The organism is Aquificaceae bacterium, from assembly GCA_037481935.1.
Classification (GTDB): Bacteria; Aquificota; Aquificia; order Aquificales; family Aquificaceae; genus Pampinifervens.
Genome location: JBBFKQ010000005.1, coordinates 37,644 through 54,301, shown reverse-complemented (window position 1 = coordinate 54,301; position 16,658 = coordinate 37,644). Strand labels below are relative to the sequence as shown.

General features: G+C 46.1%; 16 protein-coding genes. 4 read left to right on the top strand and 12 right to left on the bottom strand.

Annotated elements, in window-relative coordinates:
- Positions 1-28 precede the first annotated feature (28 nt).
- Genes WHS43_05705 through WHS43_05660 form a run of 10 tightly spaced genes read right to left on the bottom strand, consistent with a single transcriptional unit; the run spans position 29 to position 11,067 of the window.
- Positions 29-616: an SCO family protein gene (locus WHS43_05705; GenBank protein MEJ5339131.1), complete on the bottom strand. Its 588-nt coding sequence runs from the start codon at positions 614-616 to the stop codon at positions 29-31.
- Complete coding sequence (locus WHS43_05700; GenBank protein MEJ5339130.1) at positions 613-1,926, bottom strand: HAMP domain-containing sensor histidine kinase; 1,314 nt, start codon at positions 1,924-1,926, stop codon at positions 613-615. The genes WHS43_05705 and WHS43_05700 overlap by 4 nt, the downstream gene beginning before the upstream one ends.
- Positions 1,910-2,590, bottom strand: a complete 681-nt coding sequence (locus WHS43_05695; GenBank protein ID MEJ5339129.1) for a response regulator transcription factor — start codon at positions 2,588-2,590, stop codon at positions 1,910-1,912. Before WHS43_05695 ends, WHS43_05700 begins: the two co-directional genes overlap by 17 nt.
- On the bottom strand, positions 2,587-3,990 hold the full coding sequence (locus tag WHS43_05690; protein MEJ5339128.1) for a hypothetical protein: 1,404 nt from the start codon (positions 3,988-3,990) through the stop codon (positions 2,587-2,589). Before WHS43_05690 ends, WHS43_05695 begins: the two co-directional genes overlap by 4 nt.
- Positions 3,987-4,559: an ADP-ribosylation factor-like protein gene (locus tag WHS43_05685; GenBank protein ID MEJ5339127.1), complete on the bottom strand. Its 573-nt coding sequence runs from the start codon at positions 4,557-4,559 to the stop codon at positions 3,987-3,989. The genes WHS43_05690 and WHS43_05685 overlap by 4 nt, the downstream gene beginning before the upstream one ends.
- Positions 4,543-5,682, bottom strand: coding sequence for a lipopolysaccharide assembly protein LapA domain-containing protein (locus tag WHS43_05680; protein MEJ5339126.1), 1,140 nt, complete (start codon positions 5,680-5,682; stop codon positions 4,543-4,545). The genes WHS43_05685 and WHS43_05680 overlap by 17 nt, the downstream gene beginning before the upstream one ends.
- Positions 5,679-6,020, bottom strand: coding sequence for a ribosome silencing factor (rsfS, locus tag WHS43_05675; GenBank protein MEJ5339125.1), 342 nt, complete (start codon positions 6,018-6,020; stop codon positions 5,679-5,681). The genes WHS43_05680 and rsfS overlap by 4 nt, the downstream gene beginning before the upstream one ends.
- Entirely contained in the window at positions 6,007-6,900 is an 894-nt protein-coding gene (gene bamD / locus WHS43_05670) for an outer membrane protein assembly factor BamD (GenBank protein MEJ5339124.1), read from the bottom strand. Before bamD ends, rsfS begins: the two co-directional genes overlap by 14 nt.
- Positions 6,893-8,251 (bottom strand): ribonuclease E/G, encoded by a 1,359-nt coding sequence (locus WHS43_05665; protein ID MEJ5339123.1) that lies wholly within the window; start codon positions 8,249-8,251, stop codon positions 6,893-6,895. The genes bamD and WHS43_05665 overlap by 8 nt, the downstream gene beginning before the upstream one ends.
- An 8-nt stretch (positions 8,252-8,259) precedes the next feature.
- Positions 8,260-11,067, bottom strand: a complete 2,808-nt coding sequence (locus WHS43_05660; GenBank protein MEJ5339122.1) for an AAA family ATPase — start codon at positions 11,065-11,067, stop codon at positions 8,260-8,262.
- Positions 11,068-11,145: 78 nt separating this feature from the next.
- Between WHS43_05660 and WHS43_05655 the strand changes: the two genes are divergently transcribed.
- Both WHS43_05655 and WHS43_05650 read left to right on the top strand, forming a co-directional pair.
- Positions 11,146-11,727 (top strand): lipoate--protein ligase, encoded by a 582-nt coding sequence (locus WHS43_05655; protein MEJ5339121.1) that lies wholly within the window; start codon positions 11,146-11,148, stop codon positions 11,725-11,727.
- Positions 11,728-11,736: 9 nt separating this feature from the next.
- Positions 11,737-12,237: a CDP-alcohol phosphatidyltransferase family protein gene (locus WHS43_05650; GenBank protein MEJ5339120.1), complete on the top strand. Its 501-nt coding sequence runs from the start codon at positions 11,737-11,739 to the stop codon at positions 12,235-12,237.
- On the opposite strand, the gene WHS43_05645 is transcribed toward WHS43_05650, so the two are convergent.
- Positions 12,234-12,659 carry a CBS domain-containing protein gene (locus WHS43_05645; GenBank protein MEJ5339119.1) on the bottom strand — a complete coding sequence of 142 codons (426 nt, stop codon included), beginning with the start codon at positions 12,657-12,659 and terminating at the stop codon, positions 12,234-12,236. The genes WHS43_05650 and WHS43_05645 overlap by 4 nt on opposite strands.
- A gap of 83 nt (positions 12,660-12,742) precedes the next feature.
- On the opposite strand from WHS43_05645, the gene lysA reads away from it, so the two are divergent.
- A complete protein-coding gene (gene lysA, locus WHS43_05640) occupies positions 12,743-13,987 on the top strand; it encodes a diaminopimelate decarboxylase (protein ID MEJ5339118.1) in 1,245 nt (414 codons plus the stop codon).
- Here the strand turns inward: lysA and WHS43_05635 are convergent.
- Positions 13,977-15,068, bottom strand: a complete 1,092-nt coding sequence (locus tag WHS43_05635; GenBank protein ID MEJ5339117.1) for a radical SAM protein — start codon at positions 15,066-15,068, stop codon at positions 13,977-13,979. The two genes, lysA and WHS43_05635, sit on opposite strands and share 11 nt — an antisense overlap.
- 67 nt (positions 15,069-15,135) lie before the next feature.
- Between WHS43_05635 and purH the strand changes: the two genes are divergently transcribed.
- Complete coding sequence (gene purH, locus WHS43_05630; protein MEJ5339116.1) at positions 15,136-16,653, top strand: bifunctional phosphoribosylaminoimidazolecarboxamide formyltransferase/IMP cyclohydrolase; 1,518 nt, start codon at positions 15,136-15,138, stop codon at positions 16,651-16,653.
- Positions 16,654-16,658 lie beyond the last annotated feature (5 nt).

The window sequence follows — 16,658 nt, the reverse complement described above, 5'->3', positions numbered from 1 at the left end:
TCAAAGCCATTTCTGGCAAAGGTTTCCCTTATGAGCTCCTCAGCAGGAATCTTATGTCCTCCGCCATCTTCTCAGGCTCCTGTTTTGCCGGTGTGTAAAGAAGCTTTATCTTCATATCAGGGGTAACGAGGTATATGGTTGCCGTATGGTCCACAAGGTATCCACCAGCAGATTCGCCCTCTACCTTTTTGTAATAGACCTTGTATTCCTTTGCAGTCTTTCTGATTTCTTCTTCAGTTCCCGTTAACCCTATGAAAGTGAGGTTAAAGTAGGGAACATAGCTTCTTAGGACCTCTGGAGTATCTCTTTCTGGGTCCACGCTTATGAAGAGAACCTGAACTCTATTTGCCTCTTCAGGTTTAAGGTTTTTCATAACCTTCGCCATGGTTTCAAGTGCCATCGGGCATACATCCGGGCAGTGGGTATATCCAAAGAAGAGTAGGACTATCTTTTTCTGCCCTGTAAAGTCCGAAAGTTTTACTCTCTTCCCGTTCTGATCCATAAGCTCAAAGTTGTAAGCAGGCTGGTCAAAGATATGGCCGTAGAACTCGTGCTGCTTTTTGCAGGAAAAGACAAAGGTGAGCAGAAGAACTATAAAAGTTGTTAATTTCCTCATAATTTAAAATTATAGCACAGGCTCACCCTTGTGCCAACCCCCTTCTTGCTCTCCACCCTCATGTCCATGCCGCTCCTCTGAGCGATGAGTTTAACTATGGAAAGCCCCAGCCCTGAACCCTCTCTGTCCGTTGCCTCTCTGTAGAAAAGCTCTCCCGCCCTTTCGGGATGTTCCATGCCCATGCCCTTGTCCTCAACAACCACGCAACCTTCGCTGAAGTAAAGCCTTATACTTCCACCTTCCTTTGTGTATCTGTATGCGTTCTCTATCAGGTTTCTGAGGGCCATCTTGAAGTATTCCTTATCCACATGAAGAACTCTGTCCTCATCAAGGTATTCTACTCTGAAGTTCCTTTCGGTCTTGATAAACTCATACTCCTCCTCAAGCTCTGCAAAGAGCTGGTTTACGCTGACCTCTTCTACCCTGAGCGGAACCTGAGACTCAAGCCTCATTATGGTGGTGAGCTGTGTTATGAGCTTTGCCATCTTTTCAGACTGGAGCTGTATATTGCGGTATACTTCTCTGAGCTCTTCCTCTTTGTATGCACCCATCTGCAACAGCTCTGCCTGTCCCTTTATGTAGGTAAGAGGTGTTTTTAGGGCATGGGCAATGTTTCTTATGAACTCCCTCTGCCAGAGAATTATGTTTTTTAGCCTCTCCACCATGCTGGCATAGGCTTCCTCAAGCAGACCAAATTCGTCCCTCCTGTTGCTTCTTTTTATCTCCAGTTCCAGCTCTCCTCTTGAGAGGCGTCTTGAGACCTCCGTAAGATAAGACAGAGGCTTCAGAAGCCTGTTTATAAAATAAACGGCAAGGAGGGAGGCAGGCAAGGAAACCATGAGAAGTAGCACTGTGGTAAAAAGGAGGATACGCTTTTCCACTTCCCTTATACTGTCCAGCTTTCCAAGAAGGATTAGGTGGTAATCCCCAACCTTCTTTACTATAAAGGCGTAGCCCTTTCCTATCCCTCTTTTTGACCCTAACATGTCCTCTATCTCTCTTCTGTCCACCTCTGGCACTTCACCTTCAAGGAAACCCTCTATGTTTACCACTCTACCCTTCTTATCCACAAGAAGGCTGGCTATCTCCCTTGAGACCACATCCTCAGAAAGAAGCTTTGCGTAGTAATCTGGGTTTTTGTAGTAGTTTCTGTAAAACTCTATAAGGGGGTTTATCTGATACTCCATGTAGTGAAGTATGTATCTGTAGAGGGTTGACCTCACCACCATAAGGCTGAAAAAGGAAAGCAGGACAACGCTTCCAAGGTAGAGGCTGAAGAAAAGTAGTAGAGCCTTAAGCCTTACTGACATCCTCTGAGGTAAGCATGTAGCCGTATCCCCTCACCGTCCTTATGAGTCTGTGTTCCCTGTCCTTTAGCTTGTTCCTTATGTTTTTTATGTAAACATCCACTACGTTTGACCCCTCTCCGTAGGAGTAGCCCCAGATTTTTGAATATATCTCCTCCCTGCTTACCGCCCTGTCTGCTCTTTCCGCAAGAAGCTTTAGAAGCCTGAACTCCCTCTGGGTGGTAGGTATTTTCTCCCCTCTGTAGTAGACCTCAAAGGATTTTAGCCTTAGCTCCAGCTCACCCACCTTTAAAAGGTCAGGCCCCTCTCTTCTATACCTTCTGAGAACTGCACCGATTCTTGCCAGAAGCTCCTTGAAGGAAAAGGGCTTTGTTATGTAGTCATCCGCACCTGCGGAAAGTCCCTCCACCTTATCCTCAAGCTGACCCTTTGCCGTCAGCATTATTATGGGAATATCTCTTATTTCCCTTATCCTTTTGCATACTCTGAGCCCATCCATCTTTGGAAGCATGATGTCAAGAAGCACCAGGTCGTAGTCCTTTTCAAGTATGCTGTTTATGGCCGAATAGCCGTCCTTTACCCAGTCCACATAAAACCCTTCGTGGCTCAAGCCCTCCACAAGCATGGTGCCAATATGCTGGTCATCCTCAACAAGCAGAACCCTCATACTTCAGGTAGCACCAAATGCTCCTCTACCTTCAGAATTTTCAATATATCCCTGTAAGGCTCAAGAGCTATTTCCAGCTCCCTTTCTAACCTTTCATTACCCAGCATGTTGTAGCTGAGGTCCAGTAGAAACTGCAGAAAACCAAAAACTTCCTCTTCGCTTCTTGGCATTCTTCTGTAGAGTATAACACCCTCATGGTATTTTAAAACATCCGAAGATGCTAACTGTGCCAGTATTAGATGGTTCAGATGTCCTGCGTGCTTTAAAATTATGCCGTATATGGCATTGAGCAGAAATTGATGGATAACATTTCTTATGTTGTCCATGGGCTGGTAAAAGGCAATATCTACCCATTCTATCCTTTCAACTGGCAGACTTTTGACCAATCTCAAGCCTTCACTGCCATCTTCCACAATACCCATAAGCAATCCATCCCTGTAAATGATATGAGTTCTGGAGCCTTCCGAATATACGGTTATCATACCCGTCCTGCCCTCCATACCCATACCTATGAGTATCTTTCCTGTTTCTATGAAACATCCGGACAGCCCGCTTACCACCTTTTCCTCAGAATGTTTCAGCATAAGCAGGTCAAGAGTGCTTCCGCTTATGCTTATCACATTCAGAAGGGAATTACTTCTCGGCGTCAGGAAAAAGTCAAAGACTTCTGAATTATAAGGATATACAGCAGATAATCTGCCCTTCTTGTAATAGAGTTCAAACTCAAAATCACCGCCCATTATCTGAACAATACCGCTGAACTTGCTGAAATGAAAGCTCTCCAGAAGTGTTATGATGTTTACTCTATCAGCATCAACGCCTTTCATGAGGTATTCTATTTTTATTTCCTCTTTCAGAAGCTCAGGGTTGTAAAACTGGTTTATATCCAGATAACCACCTGAAAAGAGAGATTTTAGCTTTCTTATTTCCTCAACCAGGTTGTTCTTTGAACTGGCAAGTATCTGATAGATGTTTTTGCCATCGTAGAAACCTGCCTCCTCAAAATTTTTTACTATCCTGACAACGGCCATGGGGGTTATTACTCTTTCCATAAGGGATTTAAGTTCACCATGAACCAGCTGAAGCTGAAGCACAAGCTCCTCCACCGATACAGGGTCTTCAAGCTGGAGGATGTTTTCTCTCTTACCCTCCCTGAAGGTGAAAAAGGCTTCAGGATTTTCCATAAATTCAGAAAGGTGATAAAGAAGCATGGACCTCTTATTCTCAGCAGTTGCCTCATCTCCATCACTTAGTTTGAAACCTTTTATTAGCCCCCTATCCGTGTATAGGGATACTACCTTTACACCGAGGAAAAGGTCAAGTGTGCCGACCCTGTTAAAGAGGCATCCGTTTAGAAGGTCTACAAGGTCCTGCCCTGACCTCAGGTATCCGGATATCATAGGAGCATCCTTTCTACCCTTGATATGAGATAATCTTCAAGAATCTTGAAGGTTTCCAACACTCCTTCTCCCTTTATGGCACTTGCACAGACAGATGGATAGTTTTCTATGTTTATCGTCTTCTCCATTTCCCTGTAGTCCATGGCTTCTGGCAGGTCAAGCTTGTTATACTGGACTACTACGGGGACACTTGAAGGGTCCTTACCCATACGGAGAAGGTCTGCCTTCAGCAGGCTGTAGAAGTTTATGTTCTCATTGAGCCTTTCCTTCTGGGAGTCCACCACGAACACCACTCCATCAACGCCCCTCAGAACTGTCAGCCTTATATCCTTGTATATATCCTGACCCGGGACTGTATAGAGGGCAAAGGAAAGGGTTAGGTCTCCAACCTTTACCTTCTTTGTGGCAAAATCAAAGACAAGTGTCTTCTCCTCCTGCGTATCTATCTTCATAAGGCTAAGTCCCTCTCTTTCTGAAAGCTTTTCAAGGTTTGTGGTCTTACCGGACTGTGCCACCCCGTAGTATACTACTTTGAGTCTTATCAGTCTCTTTTCAAGGTCCACCAGCATCCAGTTCCCTCCTGAACTTTATCTCTCCCCATTTCATACACCCGGCACACAAAGGTCTGTAAGTATTATAAGCCCTTCCGCAAGAACATACAAAGGGTCTTAAAAGTTCTTTCAGGCTATGCAGGCAATACCTGTCCTGTTCCCTGTGAGACTGAGAGCTGTAAAGGAGGGCCTTTAATGGAGCTTTGAGCCTGTCCTCCAGACTCCTTGCCTTGCTGAAGAGGTTGAGCCTAATGTAAACCATGGAGAGAATGTTGGGGTCTATGGATTCTGCCTTTGCTTCCACCACAGGTAGCAATTTTGTGAGTCCTTCTTCATCTTCAAGGAGGTTCCAGAGCACTTCTTCCTGATATCCCAGAGAAAAAACCTTTTCCCAGCTTTTTCTGGCATCCTTTAGCCTGTCCTGAGACAGAAGGTGTCTTATGTAAACCGAGTAGACAAAAGGTGAGGGGTTAAGGTCAAGGGCCTTTTCTATGAGCCTTTCCTCCCCCTTTTTAAGGTAGAGCATGGTCATAATCTCAGCCCTGACACCTTTCTGTTTTTCCCTTTCCCATCGCTCGCACAGGTCAAATACCTTTTCTTCATATTCAAGGGCCCCTTCCCAGTCCTCTTTTAAGGCATTAACATCTCTGAGCCCCTTAAGAACCCTGAGGTTTTCAGCATCCCTGGAAAGTGCCTGAAGAAACCTTTCTTCGGCTTCCTGCAGTCTTCCCTCCTTAAGCATAATCTCCCCTACGCTGGCGGAGGATGCACCATTAAAGCTTCTGAGTTCCTCAAGCCTTCCTTGCTCACCCATAATCTCTGCCACAAGCCACCTTACTGCCTCAAGGGATTTTCCGGCGGAAAGGAGCAGTCTCTCCGCCCTGCCAAGATAGCCCCTTGATAGCTCTTTCAGGCCCTCTTCCAGTCCATGAAGCCGCCTTTTTATCACCGCTTCCCTCAGAAGAAAGTAGAGGGAAGGGAACAGGAAGCCAAGGGCAAAGCTGGAAAGCAGAAGCACAAACATTGGTATGCTGTAGGTTATATAAAAAAAACGGACCTCCACATAGGCAGCGTTCTGAGCTATGAAGAGGAGGAAGATTATCAGAAGGGCTATAAGTATGAGCAGTTTTACAACACTCATAGGTTTACCCTCTCCGCACTGGAGTAGAGCCATTCAAGGTCATAGTATTCCCTCCACTCCCTTAAAAACACATGAACTATTATATCAATAAGGTCCAGAAGTATCCAGTTTGCATCTTCAGCACCTTCCACATGGTCCGGTCTGATACCCATCTTTTCAAGCTCTTCGGTAAGATGTTTTAGAAGAGCTTTTGCATGCACAGCAGAGTTTGCTGTGGCTATCACAAAGTAGTCTGCTATGTTCGTTTGTTTTGAAACATCAAGAATTACTACATCCTCAGCCTTTTTTTCCTCTAACAGATTTTTCAACCTTTTTAAGAGCTCCCTACTGTCCTGCATACTTTTTAAGTTCTCTATAGTAAAGGTTCTCTCCATATACCTGTCTGTATGTTTCCAGTTGTTTTAGCCCTTCCTGACGGCTTGTATCCGCCAGGTTTTTCCACCTTTCTATCTCCCCTGTCAGGAAATCAATTCTCTTCTGTATTGCCCTTCTGTCATCCTCGGACCTGGTGGAGCTGAGCTCCTTTTTTGCAGATTCTATCCATTTTCTGTATTTTAACTCCTGTCTTTTTGCCTGCTCTCTCGTAAGGAGAAGGGACTTTATATACCTGTAGAGAACCTCTGCTTCGGAGACCTGCTGTGGAAAGTTCACAAGAAGGTTTCTGTATCTGAGTGAGGCAGAATAGTAGTAGCCAAAGTCTTCATAGAACCTGCCTATAAGGTATTCGTGCCTTGCTATTTTTGTCTGTGCATTGTCTATGAGCTCCATGACCCTGTCTCCGTAAGGGCTGTTTGGATACTTGCTGAGAAACTCCTTCGCCTTGTCTATGGCTTTGAGGGTGTAGCTCTGGTCTCTGTATGCATCGGGTGCTACCTTCATGTAGCTCTCCACCACCATAAAGTATACCTTCTCCGCTTCCGGACTTTCTGGATAGTAGAAGAGAAAATCCTCAAGGTAAACTATGGCATTTATGTAATCCTTTCGGAGGTAATAACTCTCCCCTATGGCATACTTTGCAGACTTTATCTGCTCTGGTGTCAGGTTTTCTAAATATTTGAGGGCTTCCGAGAGCTTGCTTATGGCTTCTCTGTAATCCTTTCTTGCGTAGGCAGACATACCCTGAGAATAGCTCTCTACTGCAAGCCTTGCCCTCTTTTCCTCCGTCATCTTGGCACAGCCAACCAGCAAGAGTAGAAGAAGAACCAGAAGTTTACGCATGGCTTATGCTGTATGTGTTTATACCAGTTTCCTGGTTTTTACTCAGCCGCACGTGCATGAGTCCTTTTGCCTGCAGGGCTTTACTCACGCCTTCGTATCTGAGGGGATGCACCTGCAGCTCAATGGTTCTCTGATGGTGCGGGGGAAGCTCCTTTTGAAGCTCAAGCAGGAAAAGAGATGAACTTTTTATGTAGCCTCTGCCGGAACAGACAGGACACTGTTCTGAAAGGGTCTTTGTTACACTTCTGCCTGTTTTTCTCCTTGATAGCTCCAGAATACCCAGCTTAGTAAAGCCATATATGGTGATACCGCATGCCTCCTCTCCAAAGGCTGAAAGCATACTGTTTATGACAAGGTTCCTGTTCTCCTGTTTTTTCATGTCTATAAAGTCAACAAGAATTATACCACCTATATCTCTGAGTATTATCTGTCTTGCTATTTCCTTTACCGCTTCAAGGTTTGTCTTCAGTGCGTTCTCTTCATGGCATGAACCGGCGGGTTCTCCACTGTTCACGTCTATTATGGTAAAGGCTTCTGTTTCTTCTATCACTATGTATCCACCACCCCTGAGCCATACCACCTTGTTAAATATACCTTTAAGAGTATCGTAAAGCCTGTATTTGTGCACATAGACTGTAGGGTCCTTGAGGTAAAGGTTCTTCTTGAGCAACTCCGGTTCAAATTCTTCAAGAAAGGAGGCTATGTTGTTCCATACCACTGTGTTGTCTGAGACAATTTCTTCTATCTCCTGCCAGTAGTCCCTTATGAGCTTTATGTAGCTGGGGTATTCTTCAAGGATTATCTGGGGTTTTTTGAGGGCTTTTGCCTTCTTCTGGACCCACTGCCACTGCTCCCTGAGCTTATGTAATTCCCCCCTTATGCTTTCCGGGTCTGCCTTCAGGGCAGAGCTTCTTATTATGACGCCCTCCTCTTTAAGCTCGCTTTCCATCAGGCTGCAGAGGCCTTCCTTTTCCTCCTCCTGTAATTTGCTGGAGCACTTTATATCCCTGCCTCTGGGAAAGTAAATGAGATATTTTCCCACCAGCTTTATGTTTGTAGTGAGCTTTGCTCCCTTTTCACCTTCAACTTCCCTCACCATCTGCACTATCAGGCTGTCCCCCACCCTGTAGCTCTCGCCTCTGAGTGGTAAAAAGGCATCCTTACCCATGCCTATGTCCACAAAGACGCCGTCCATACCCCTTGCGAGCCTCTTTACCCTGCCTTTGAATATGCTCTCTAAGAGCCTCTGCCCTCCCCTTGGTTCAGCGCTTATCCTGTAAGTGGTGTCTCCATCTATTAAAAAGGAAATAAACAGCTCCTCTGAGGACAGAACTATCAGCCTCTTTGCCATTAACTCTATTATACTCTTTCCACTATGCTTTTTATTATTTCCTTTTCAAGGGGTGAGCCAACCTTTGGCAGTATTGTTTCCAGCACGAGGCTTTTTACATTCTCATACCTGTTAAGCCTTCTGGCACATCTTATAGTGTCCCTTATGGAAAACACAAAGTCAACGGGCTCTTCAGACTGCTGTGTCTGGTAGCTTCTGTAGGCACTTCTTATTGCATTGGCTATCTTCAGAAGCTCGAAGATTTTCCAGATGTGTCTTTCCAGTTCCTCCTGTCCTTCAACAGGCATGACTCTGAGCCCGTTTACAACCCAGTGCCAGAGGTATAGAAACTCTTCAAGGCTGAGCCGTGAAAGCTCAGGCACCTGGTCCTTGAGTATTATTGCCTCGTCAGGATGGAAAATACCCCTCTCATCTTCAAAAGGTGGATAGTCTATGAAGATAATGTCCGCCCTTGACTTTATATCCTGCGGGAGCTCTGAAACTCCAAGATAGTGCTGAGGGTTCATACCTCCTACGAGCACCACCTCTCTCTGTGCCTTTATGACTTCGCCGGTGGGAAGGGTGAGGTATCTTCTGTAATCAAAAAGGGGGTTGAAGAGCTTTACCATGCCTGCAGGAAGGGTGTTTATCTCGTCAAAGTATATTACCGCACCCGGAGTCTGAAGCGCCTTCACAAGGTCTGAGTATGCCCTCTTTGTCCCCCTTCTGGGGTCAAACTCGTAAACAAAGGTTATGTCTTCCTTTTCCATTTTTGAATTGCAGGGTATGATGTAGAGAGGTCTATTGGTAAGAGCAGAGAAGACCTCCACAAGGAAGTTCTTACCGACGCCGGCGTCTCCTTCAAGTATAAGAATACCTTCAGAATACATGAGCTGTTCCTTTAAAAGAGAGGCAAACCTTTCCAGGTTCCTTACAAACCATGGAGTTTCCTCATAGGAGACAAAGAGTGGAAGCCTGTAGGGCTCATAAGAAAAAAGCCCGTTAAGGTGGGACAGGTATCTTCTTGTCCACAGTGGAAGAGTCTTCAGCTCCTCCTGAGGAATAAGGTTAGGGTATCTTTTGGGTTCAACCAGCACACCATCCTCTCTTTCAAAGGCTACCCTTGCGTAAACCCTTTCCTGAAGTATAACTCTGTCCTCCACCTTTATTCTCCACCTGAGCCTCCTTTTTTCCCCGGAAAACCTGGGAAAGTCCTCAGAACCAAATATCACCCTTGAATCTTCAATCCTTATTCTGTATCTGTTTAACCTGTCCTGAAGTATCTTTTCCTGAAAAATCTTGAGGAGCTGAGATTGTCCCTGCTGGCTGAAAGCACCCGGTAGTCTATTTATAAACTCCCTTGCCTTTCTTACCTCTTCAAGGGCTTCAAAGTCCCTCACATCATCGCTATGAAGATTGCTTATTGCTTCTCTTACCCTCTGCAGGTGTTCCTGCATGGCTTTCTGGAAGTAGTTCTCAAGGCTTTCTTTGAGTGCTTTCAGCCTCTTGGCTCTTTCTTCTTCCTCCAGTTTTAGCCTTGCCTCCACCTCCCTCAGGTCTTCCGCACTCACACTGCCTTGCCTTATTCTTTCCTCCACATCCCTAACAAAGGCTTCAAAATTTGCCTCCTCCACCATTTGCTGTGCCTGAAGTATCAGCTCCCTTAACTTTCTTATGGGTGCATCCATGGAGATTAGCCTTCTGTATTCCTCAAGCTCCTTGAAGTCTACTTGCCTGTTTGATTTTCTAAGCCTGTTTTTCAGGCTTTTCAGTTCATCTTCTGCCCTCTTTACCATTTGAGACTGCCTGTCTCTATCGTAAAGATAGTCTGTAAGGTTTGTGCTTATACTTCTCAGGCTGTAAAGCCTTCTATCCTCTTCATCCCTGTATTCACAGGTGTATATGGTCCCGTCAGGAGACACTCTCACAACCGAGTAACCAAAGCCATCAAAAGTGTGGATAAACTCAAAACCTGGCATATAAACAAGCCCCATCCTGTTCTCCTCTGCATCTGCAAGGAAGATAAAGTCTCCATCTGGAGACATATCCACATGGGCTATGTTTATGGGCGTGCTCAGGCTCTGAAGGGGCCCCTCAAGCTGTGTATCATAAAGGAAAAGGCTCCTGTTCTCTGAGAGGAGAACTCTGTCCCTGAGAGGGAGAACTGCCCTGCCTGAGGCATGCTCAAGCCTTCTTAGCAACTTTCCCCCAAGGTCATAAAGGGCAACCCCTTTTGTGCCAGACAGAAGCAGTCTATTCCCGCCTATAAACCTCAGAAGCCTGAGCTCCCCTATCTGCGCATCTGAGTAAGAAAAGGCGCTCTTGAAGTCAAGACCCTCCGAACCGAAGCCTCCGGATATGTCTATAACATAGATTCTCTCGCCCACAACGCCATAGGCCAGCAGATTTCCCTGAAGGTCAAGTCCTGCGGATGCTCTCAGCCCTTCCTGGGTGGTTCTGAAGCTTTTCCATGTCTGCGGGTTCCTCGTATCCTCAAGGAGGTAAACAACCAGATAAGGTGGCGTTATGAGTGCAAGATATCTGCCTCTAAAGAGTATGTCTGTCACGACCTGAGCTGGTGGTCTTGAGGGCAGTCTGTGAATCCTGCCCCTCCAGTCATAGAGTTGCAGGAGTCCGTGCCTCCTCCCCACAAGGAGCCAGTATCCATCTTCGGAAACATCCATGGCATCCACCCAGAACTCCTCTATGCGTGCGTCCGGGTCCTTCTCAAGAAAGTCTTCAGGGTAGAGGGTCAGCTCACCCTTTGGACTTGTGACCTTTAGCAGCTTTTCTTCTTCCCTTTCCTTTCTGCGAAGAAGCTTTTGAACAAAACGCATAACTTTAAAATATTAACCGTGGAAAGGTCCAAAACCTATGATTTATCTTATGTTGAAGCCCTGAGAGGAAGGGAGAACATGGAGAAAGACTGGGAAAATCTGTTGATGGCTGAAAAAACAGGAAGCCCAGCTTTTAGACTTTACAGATGGGCTGAGCCTACCCTGAGCGTAGGGTATTCTCAGGAAGAACCCCAACTTCCAATCCCGGTGGTAAAAAGACCCACGGGTGGTGGTGCTCTACTTCATGGCTGGGATATCTCCTTTTCTTACGCAGGGCTTAGGGAGAGCTGGGGTGGCAGTTTTACAAAGATATACAAAAACTTTATGAATCTTATTCTCCAGGCACTGAGAGAAATAAATCCGGGATTTGAGATGAGCAGATACAGGGGTGCATATGAAGATTTTTTCTGCTACTTTTATCCTACCCTTGGAGAGATTACCTTCGGGGGCAGGAAGGTTCTTGCCTGTGCCATGAGAATGCTCAATAGAGCCTTTCTCGTACATGGAAGTCTTTTTGTTGACTTTGAATACAGGGAGTTTGAGAAAATTACCGGCATTGATGCCCGCCTGCTCAGGGAAAGGGTCATAACCTTCAGAGAGTTGAATGTGCCAGAAGGCTATCTGCTACACACCATGGATAGGGTAAAAAATCTGCTATAAAATAAGTGCATGCCTCTCCTTATAACCCTTTTCAGGCTTTTTCTTCTCATTCCCACCCTTTACCTGCTTGAGGAAGACAGAAGAAGCCTTGCTGGAGTTCTTGTAGTAGTTGCTGGCATATCCGACTGGCTGGATGGTGGGCTCGCAAGGAGAAACAATCAGGCGAGTAAGGTTGGGATGCTTCTTGACCCACTAGTAGACAAAATCTTCGTCCTTGGTGTGCTTTCTTACTTTCTCTATAGCCACGAGATTGGGCTTTTGCCCTTCCTTCTACTCCTTGTGAGGGAGCTCTCTGTATCCTTTCTCAGAAGCCTTTCGGTGGAAAAGGGTTATGCCATGCCTGCATCTTACATTGGAAAGGCAAAGGCCTTCTTTGAGTTTCTAACGCTAATAGCCCTCTGCTTTGGCTACGGCTATGCAAACTTCCTGCTCTGGATTTCCCTTCTGCTGGCATACCTTTCCATGTATGACTATACGGTCAGGTATATCACCTTTGAGAGAAGGGCTTAAAGGTTTGGACTTTCCTTGGCTATTATGTCTGCAACCGCTGCCAGCTCCTTACCAAGCAGGAAAAGCACATCATCCAGTGAAAAGAAGCCTGTCAGCTTCCCCTCTGAGTTTACCACTGGATACCTCCTTACGCCCTCGTCCTTCATGAACCTGAGGGCTTCAAAGAGTCCCATATCTTCATCAAGAACGGAAAGCCCCCTTGTCATAACTCTCTCAAGGGGAGTGGTTTTTACATCAAGTCCATCATAAACCACTCTTATAACCACATCTCTGTCCGTTATTATACCCACCGGCTTGTTATCCTCGTCTACTATGACCACACTTCCCACATTTTTCTCCTTCATGAGCCTGACCGCATCATAAACCATGTTATCAGGCCTGAGTGTAATCACCTCTTTTCTTGCGAAGCTTTTAAGGCTCATTTCTATACCTCCTTTCTTTTAAAAAATATGTATACTTTACAATAGATGCAAGCCCTTCACCTTCTGGGTTATAATACTCCACCATGTTAAAAGAATACAACCCCTATCTTGAATACAGAAAGGAAGGGCTTTACCTTGAGGGTGTATCTCTTAAGGCACTTGCAGAAGAGTTTGGAACACCACTTTATGTCTACAGTGGCACATACATTAGAGACAGGATAAGGGCATACAGGGATGCCTTCCCTCAGGCTCTTATCTGCTATGCGGTAAAGGCAAATTTCAATCCTCACATTATCTCCATTGCAAAGGAAGAGGGTGCAGGTGCTGACATAGTGTCGGGTGGTGAGCTTTATGCAAGCCTCAGGGCTGGAGTTGAACCTTCAAAAATTGTGTATGCAGGTGTGGGTAAGACTGTATGCGAACTGGAGGATGCCATAAAGGCTGACATACTCATGTTCAACGTGGAGTCCTTTATGGAGCTGGATGTGCTCAACGAAATTGCAGGAAGGCTGGGCAAAAAGGCACGCATCGCCATAAGGGTTAATCCAGATGTGGACCCCAAGACCCATCCTTACATATCAACGGGCATGAAAAAGAGCAAGTTCGGTGTGGACATAAAGACTGCAAAGGCAGAGTATGAATATGCAGCCAGACTGAAAAACCTTCAGGTGGTTGGTGTCCACTGCCACATAGGTTCTCAGATACTGGACACCTCTCCTTACATTGAAGCCTCTCAAAGAGTGGTAGAGCTCTACTACGACCTTCTAAAGGCAGGCTTTGAGATAGAGTATCTGGACCTTGGGGGAGGACTGGGCATAAAATACAAGCCTGAGCAGTCAAACCCTGAGCCTTCAGACCTTGCAGAGGCAATATTGCCGGTGCTGAAGGATGTAAAGGCGAGGCTCATACTGGAGCCCGGCAGGTCTGTGGTGGGCAATGCGGGCGTGCTTCTGACTCAGGTCCAATTTATAAAGGACAAGGGACACAAGCACTTTGTTATCGTGGATGCAGGCATGAACGACCTTGTGAGACCTGCCATGTATGAAGCGTATCATCACATAGTGCCAGTAGAGAAAAAAGACAGACCATACATAAAAACAGATGTGGTGGGACCCATCTGCGAGACGGGAGACTTTCTTGCCCTTGACAGGGAAATACCTTCTGTGGAGAGGGGTGAGTATCTGGCGGTGCTCTCAGCAGGTGCTTATGGCTTTGCCATGTCTTCCCATTACAACGTAAGGCCAAGGGCATGCGAGGTGCTTGTGGAAAAAGGCTCCTACAGGGTTATAAGGGAAAGAGAAGACTACTCCTACATACTCAGGCAATAAGCCCCCTCTGGTGGAAGCTCCTTCCATTAAGCAGCGTGTAGCGAAGAATCTTTGAGAGGTTTCTTATACCTCTGAGGTCTGCAGGCGTGCTTATCTTCTTTTCTCCTCTTCTCTTTATTATCTCTTTCGCAGTCGCCTTACCAATCCCGGGGACTCTTATAAGAGTTTCATAATCTGCAGTGTTTATTTCAACGGGGAAAAGGTGAGTGTTGGCTTCAGCCCATGCGGTCTTCGGGTCCTTTTCAAGGGGGAGGTTTCCATCCCTGAGAATTTTTCTCAAATCCTCCAGCCTGAAGCCGTATTCTCTTATGAGAAAGTCCACCTGATATAGCCTGTGCTCCCTGAGTGGGTTTTCTGGAGTTCTGTTTTCAAGGGGCGTTCCCCTAACAGGGAAAAAGGCACTGAAGTATACTCTGCTTAGCCTGAATCGTCTGTTAAGGTATTCAACAGCCCTTATTATCTCTTCGTCTTTTTCATTACCAACACCCACCATCATCTGGGTAATCTGGCTCTTTCCTCTGTTTTCTCTTATGAGCCTGTCCACATACTCTATCTTGGGTAACATGTCCCTGAGGATGCTCTTGCCCTTTGCTATGCTCATAAGACGCTCTTCCTTTGGAGTCTCCAGGTTTATGGAGACCCTGTCTGCCACCCTTACAGCCTCCTCTACCGTCTGCAGAGAGACTCCTGGCATCAGCTTGAGGTGTATGTATCCTCTAAAGCCATGTTTTTCTCTGAGTATTTTTGCTGTGTCTATCATTCTCTCCATGGTGAACTCTGGGTTTCCAAAGATGCCCGAAGAGAGAAACAAGCCCCTTGCCTTTCCTGCCCTGTGAAGCTCCATAAAGCCCTTTGCCACCTCTTCAGGTTTGAGTGCTATTCTGACAGTTTCCTCCCTGTCTCTTCTGAAGGCGCAGTATACGCAGTTCTTATCACACATGGTGGTCTGCATGAGCTTCAGGATTGGAACCTTCCCCCTGGGAGTGGAAGCATGAAAAATACAGCTTTCAAAGTGATAGTCCCCATCCCTCTCAAAGCTGGCAAGCCTTGACATAAGCCTTATTCTCTGCTGCAGGTCCATTACTTTATAGCATATGCATTAGCTGTTTTTTCGCCATAGCTTCAGGAGGTGTTAAAATCTTAATTCCATGAGGGCACTCATTTCTGTTTACTACAAAGAGGGGCTTGAGAATTTGCTTGAAGCTCTCCATGAGAAAGACTACGAGATAATCTCCACAGGGGGCACTGCAAGGTTTATCCAGAGCCTTGGCTACAGGGTGAAACCTGTGGAAGAGCTCACCAACTTTCCAGAAATACTGGATGGCAGGGTCAAAACCCTCCATCCTGCGGTGCATGGAGGAATACTCTACAGAGACTGGGTGGAAAAGGACATGGAAGAGATAAGGAATCTGGGCATACAGCCCATAGACCTCGTGGTGGTAAACCTATATCCCTTTGAAGAAAAGCTGAGAGAAGACCTCACGGAGCAGGAGCTTATGGAGTTTATAGATATAGGGGGACCAACCCTCATAAGGGCCTCCGCAAAAAACTTCTACAGGGTTGCTGTGGTGGTAGACCCCTCAGATTATGGGTGGGTGGCACAGAAGATAAAAGAGGGAAAGCTCACACTGGAAGATAGAAAAATGCTTGCAGTGAAGGCTTTTTCGCTTACTGCTTATTACGATGCCCTCATATCCCGGGCTCTGGCGGATATCTTTGAGATAGACTCTGTGCCTGTGTATTCAGCCCTGCCCTCGAAGCTTGTAAAGAACCTGAGATATGGAGAAAACCCCCATCAGAGGGGATGGCTCTTTGAAAACCCCCTTGAAGAGCTTGGTATAGTGCGTTCAAGAATTCTTCAGGGTAAGGAAATGTCCTTCAACAACTATCTTGATGCAGACTCAGCCCTCAGACTTGTGAGCGAGTTTTCAAAGCCTGCCTGCGTTATAGTCAAACACAACAATCCCTGCGCAGTAGCACTTGGCAAAAACCTGCATGAAGCCTACGAAAAAGCCTTTTCCTCAGACCCAGAGTCTTCCTTTGGAGGCATTGTGGCCTTCAACGACAGGGTGGAAAAGGAGCTGGCAGAAAGGCTCAGTGAAGTTTTCCTTGAGGTGGTTATAGCCCCTGAGTTCTCGGAATATGCCCTTGAGTTGCTCTCAAAGAAGAAAAATCTCAGGCTCATTCAGGCTCTTGGCTTTTCAAGGTCTTTTGATGTAAAGAAGATAAGCGGAGGCTATTTACTGCAAGAAGAAGACGGTTTTGATTATGAGAGGCTTGAGATAGTTTCAGAAAGACATCCTACAGAAGAGGAAATGGAAGACCTCCTTTTTGCCTGGAAGGTATGTAAGTATGTGAAGTCCAACGCTATGGTGATAGCAAAGGGTGGCAGAACTCTTGGTATAGGTTCGGGGAATACCTCAAGAGTGGACAGCCTAAGGTGTGCTATAGCAAAGGCTCAGAGGTTCTGTTTTGACATGGAGGGTGGTGTGCTTGCCTCTGAGGCTTTTCTGCCCTTCAGAGACAGCGTGGACATAGCCCACTCTGCGGGTATAAAAGCCATAATTCAGCCAGGTGGGTCTATAAGGGACAGGGAAGTCATTCAGGCAGTGAACGAATACAGTATGGCAATGGTCCTTACTGGCACAAGGCACTTCAGACACTAAATTTA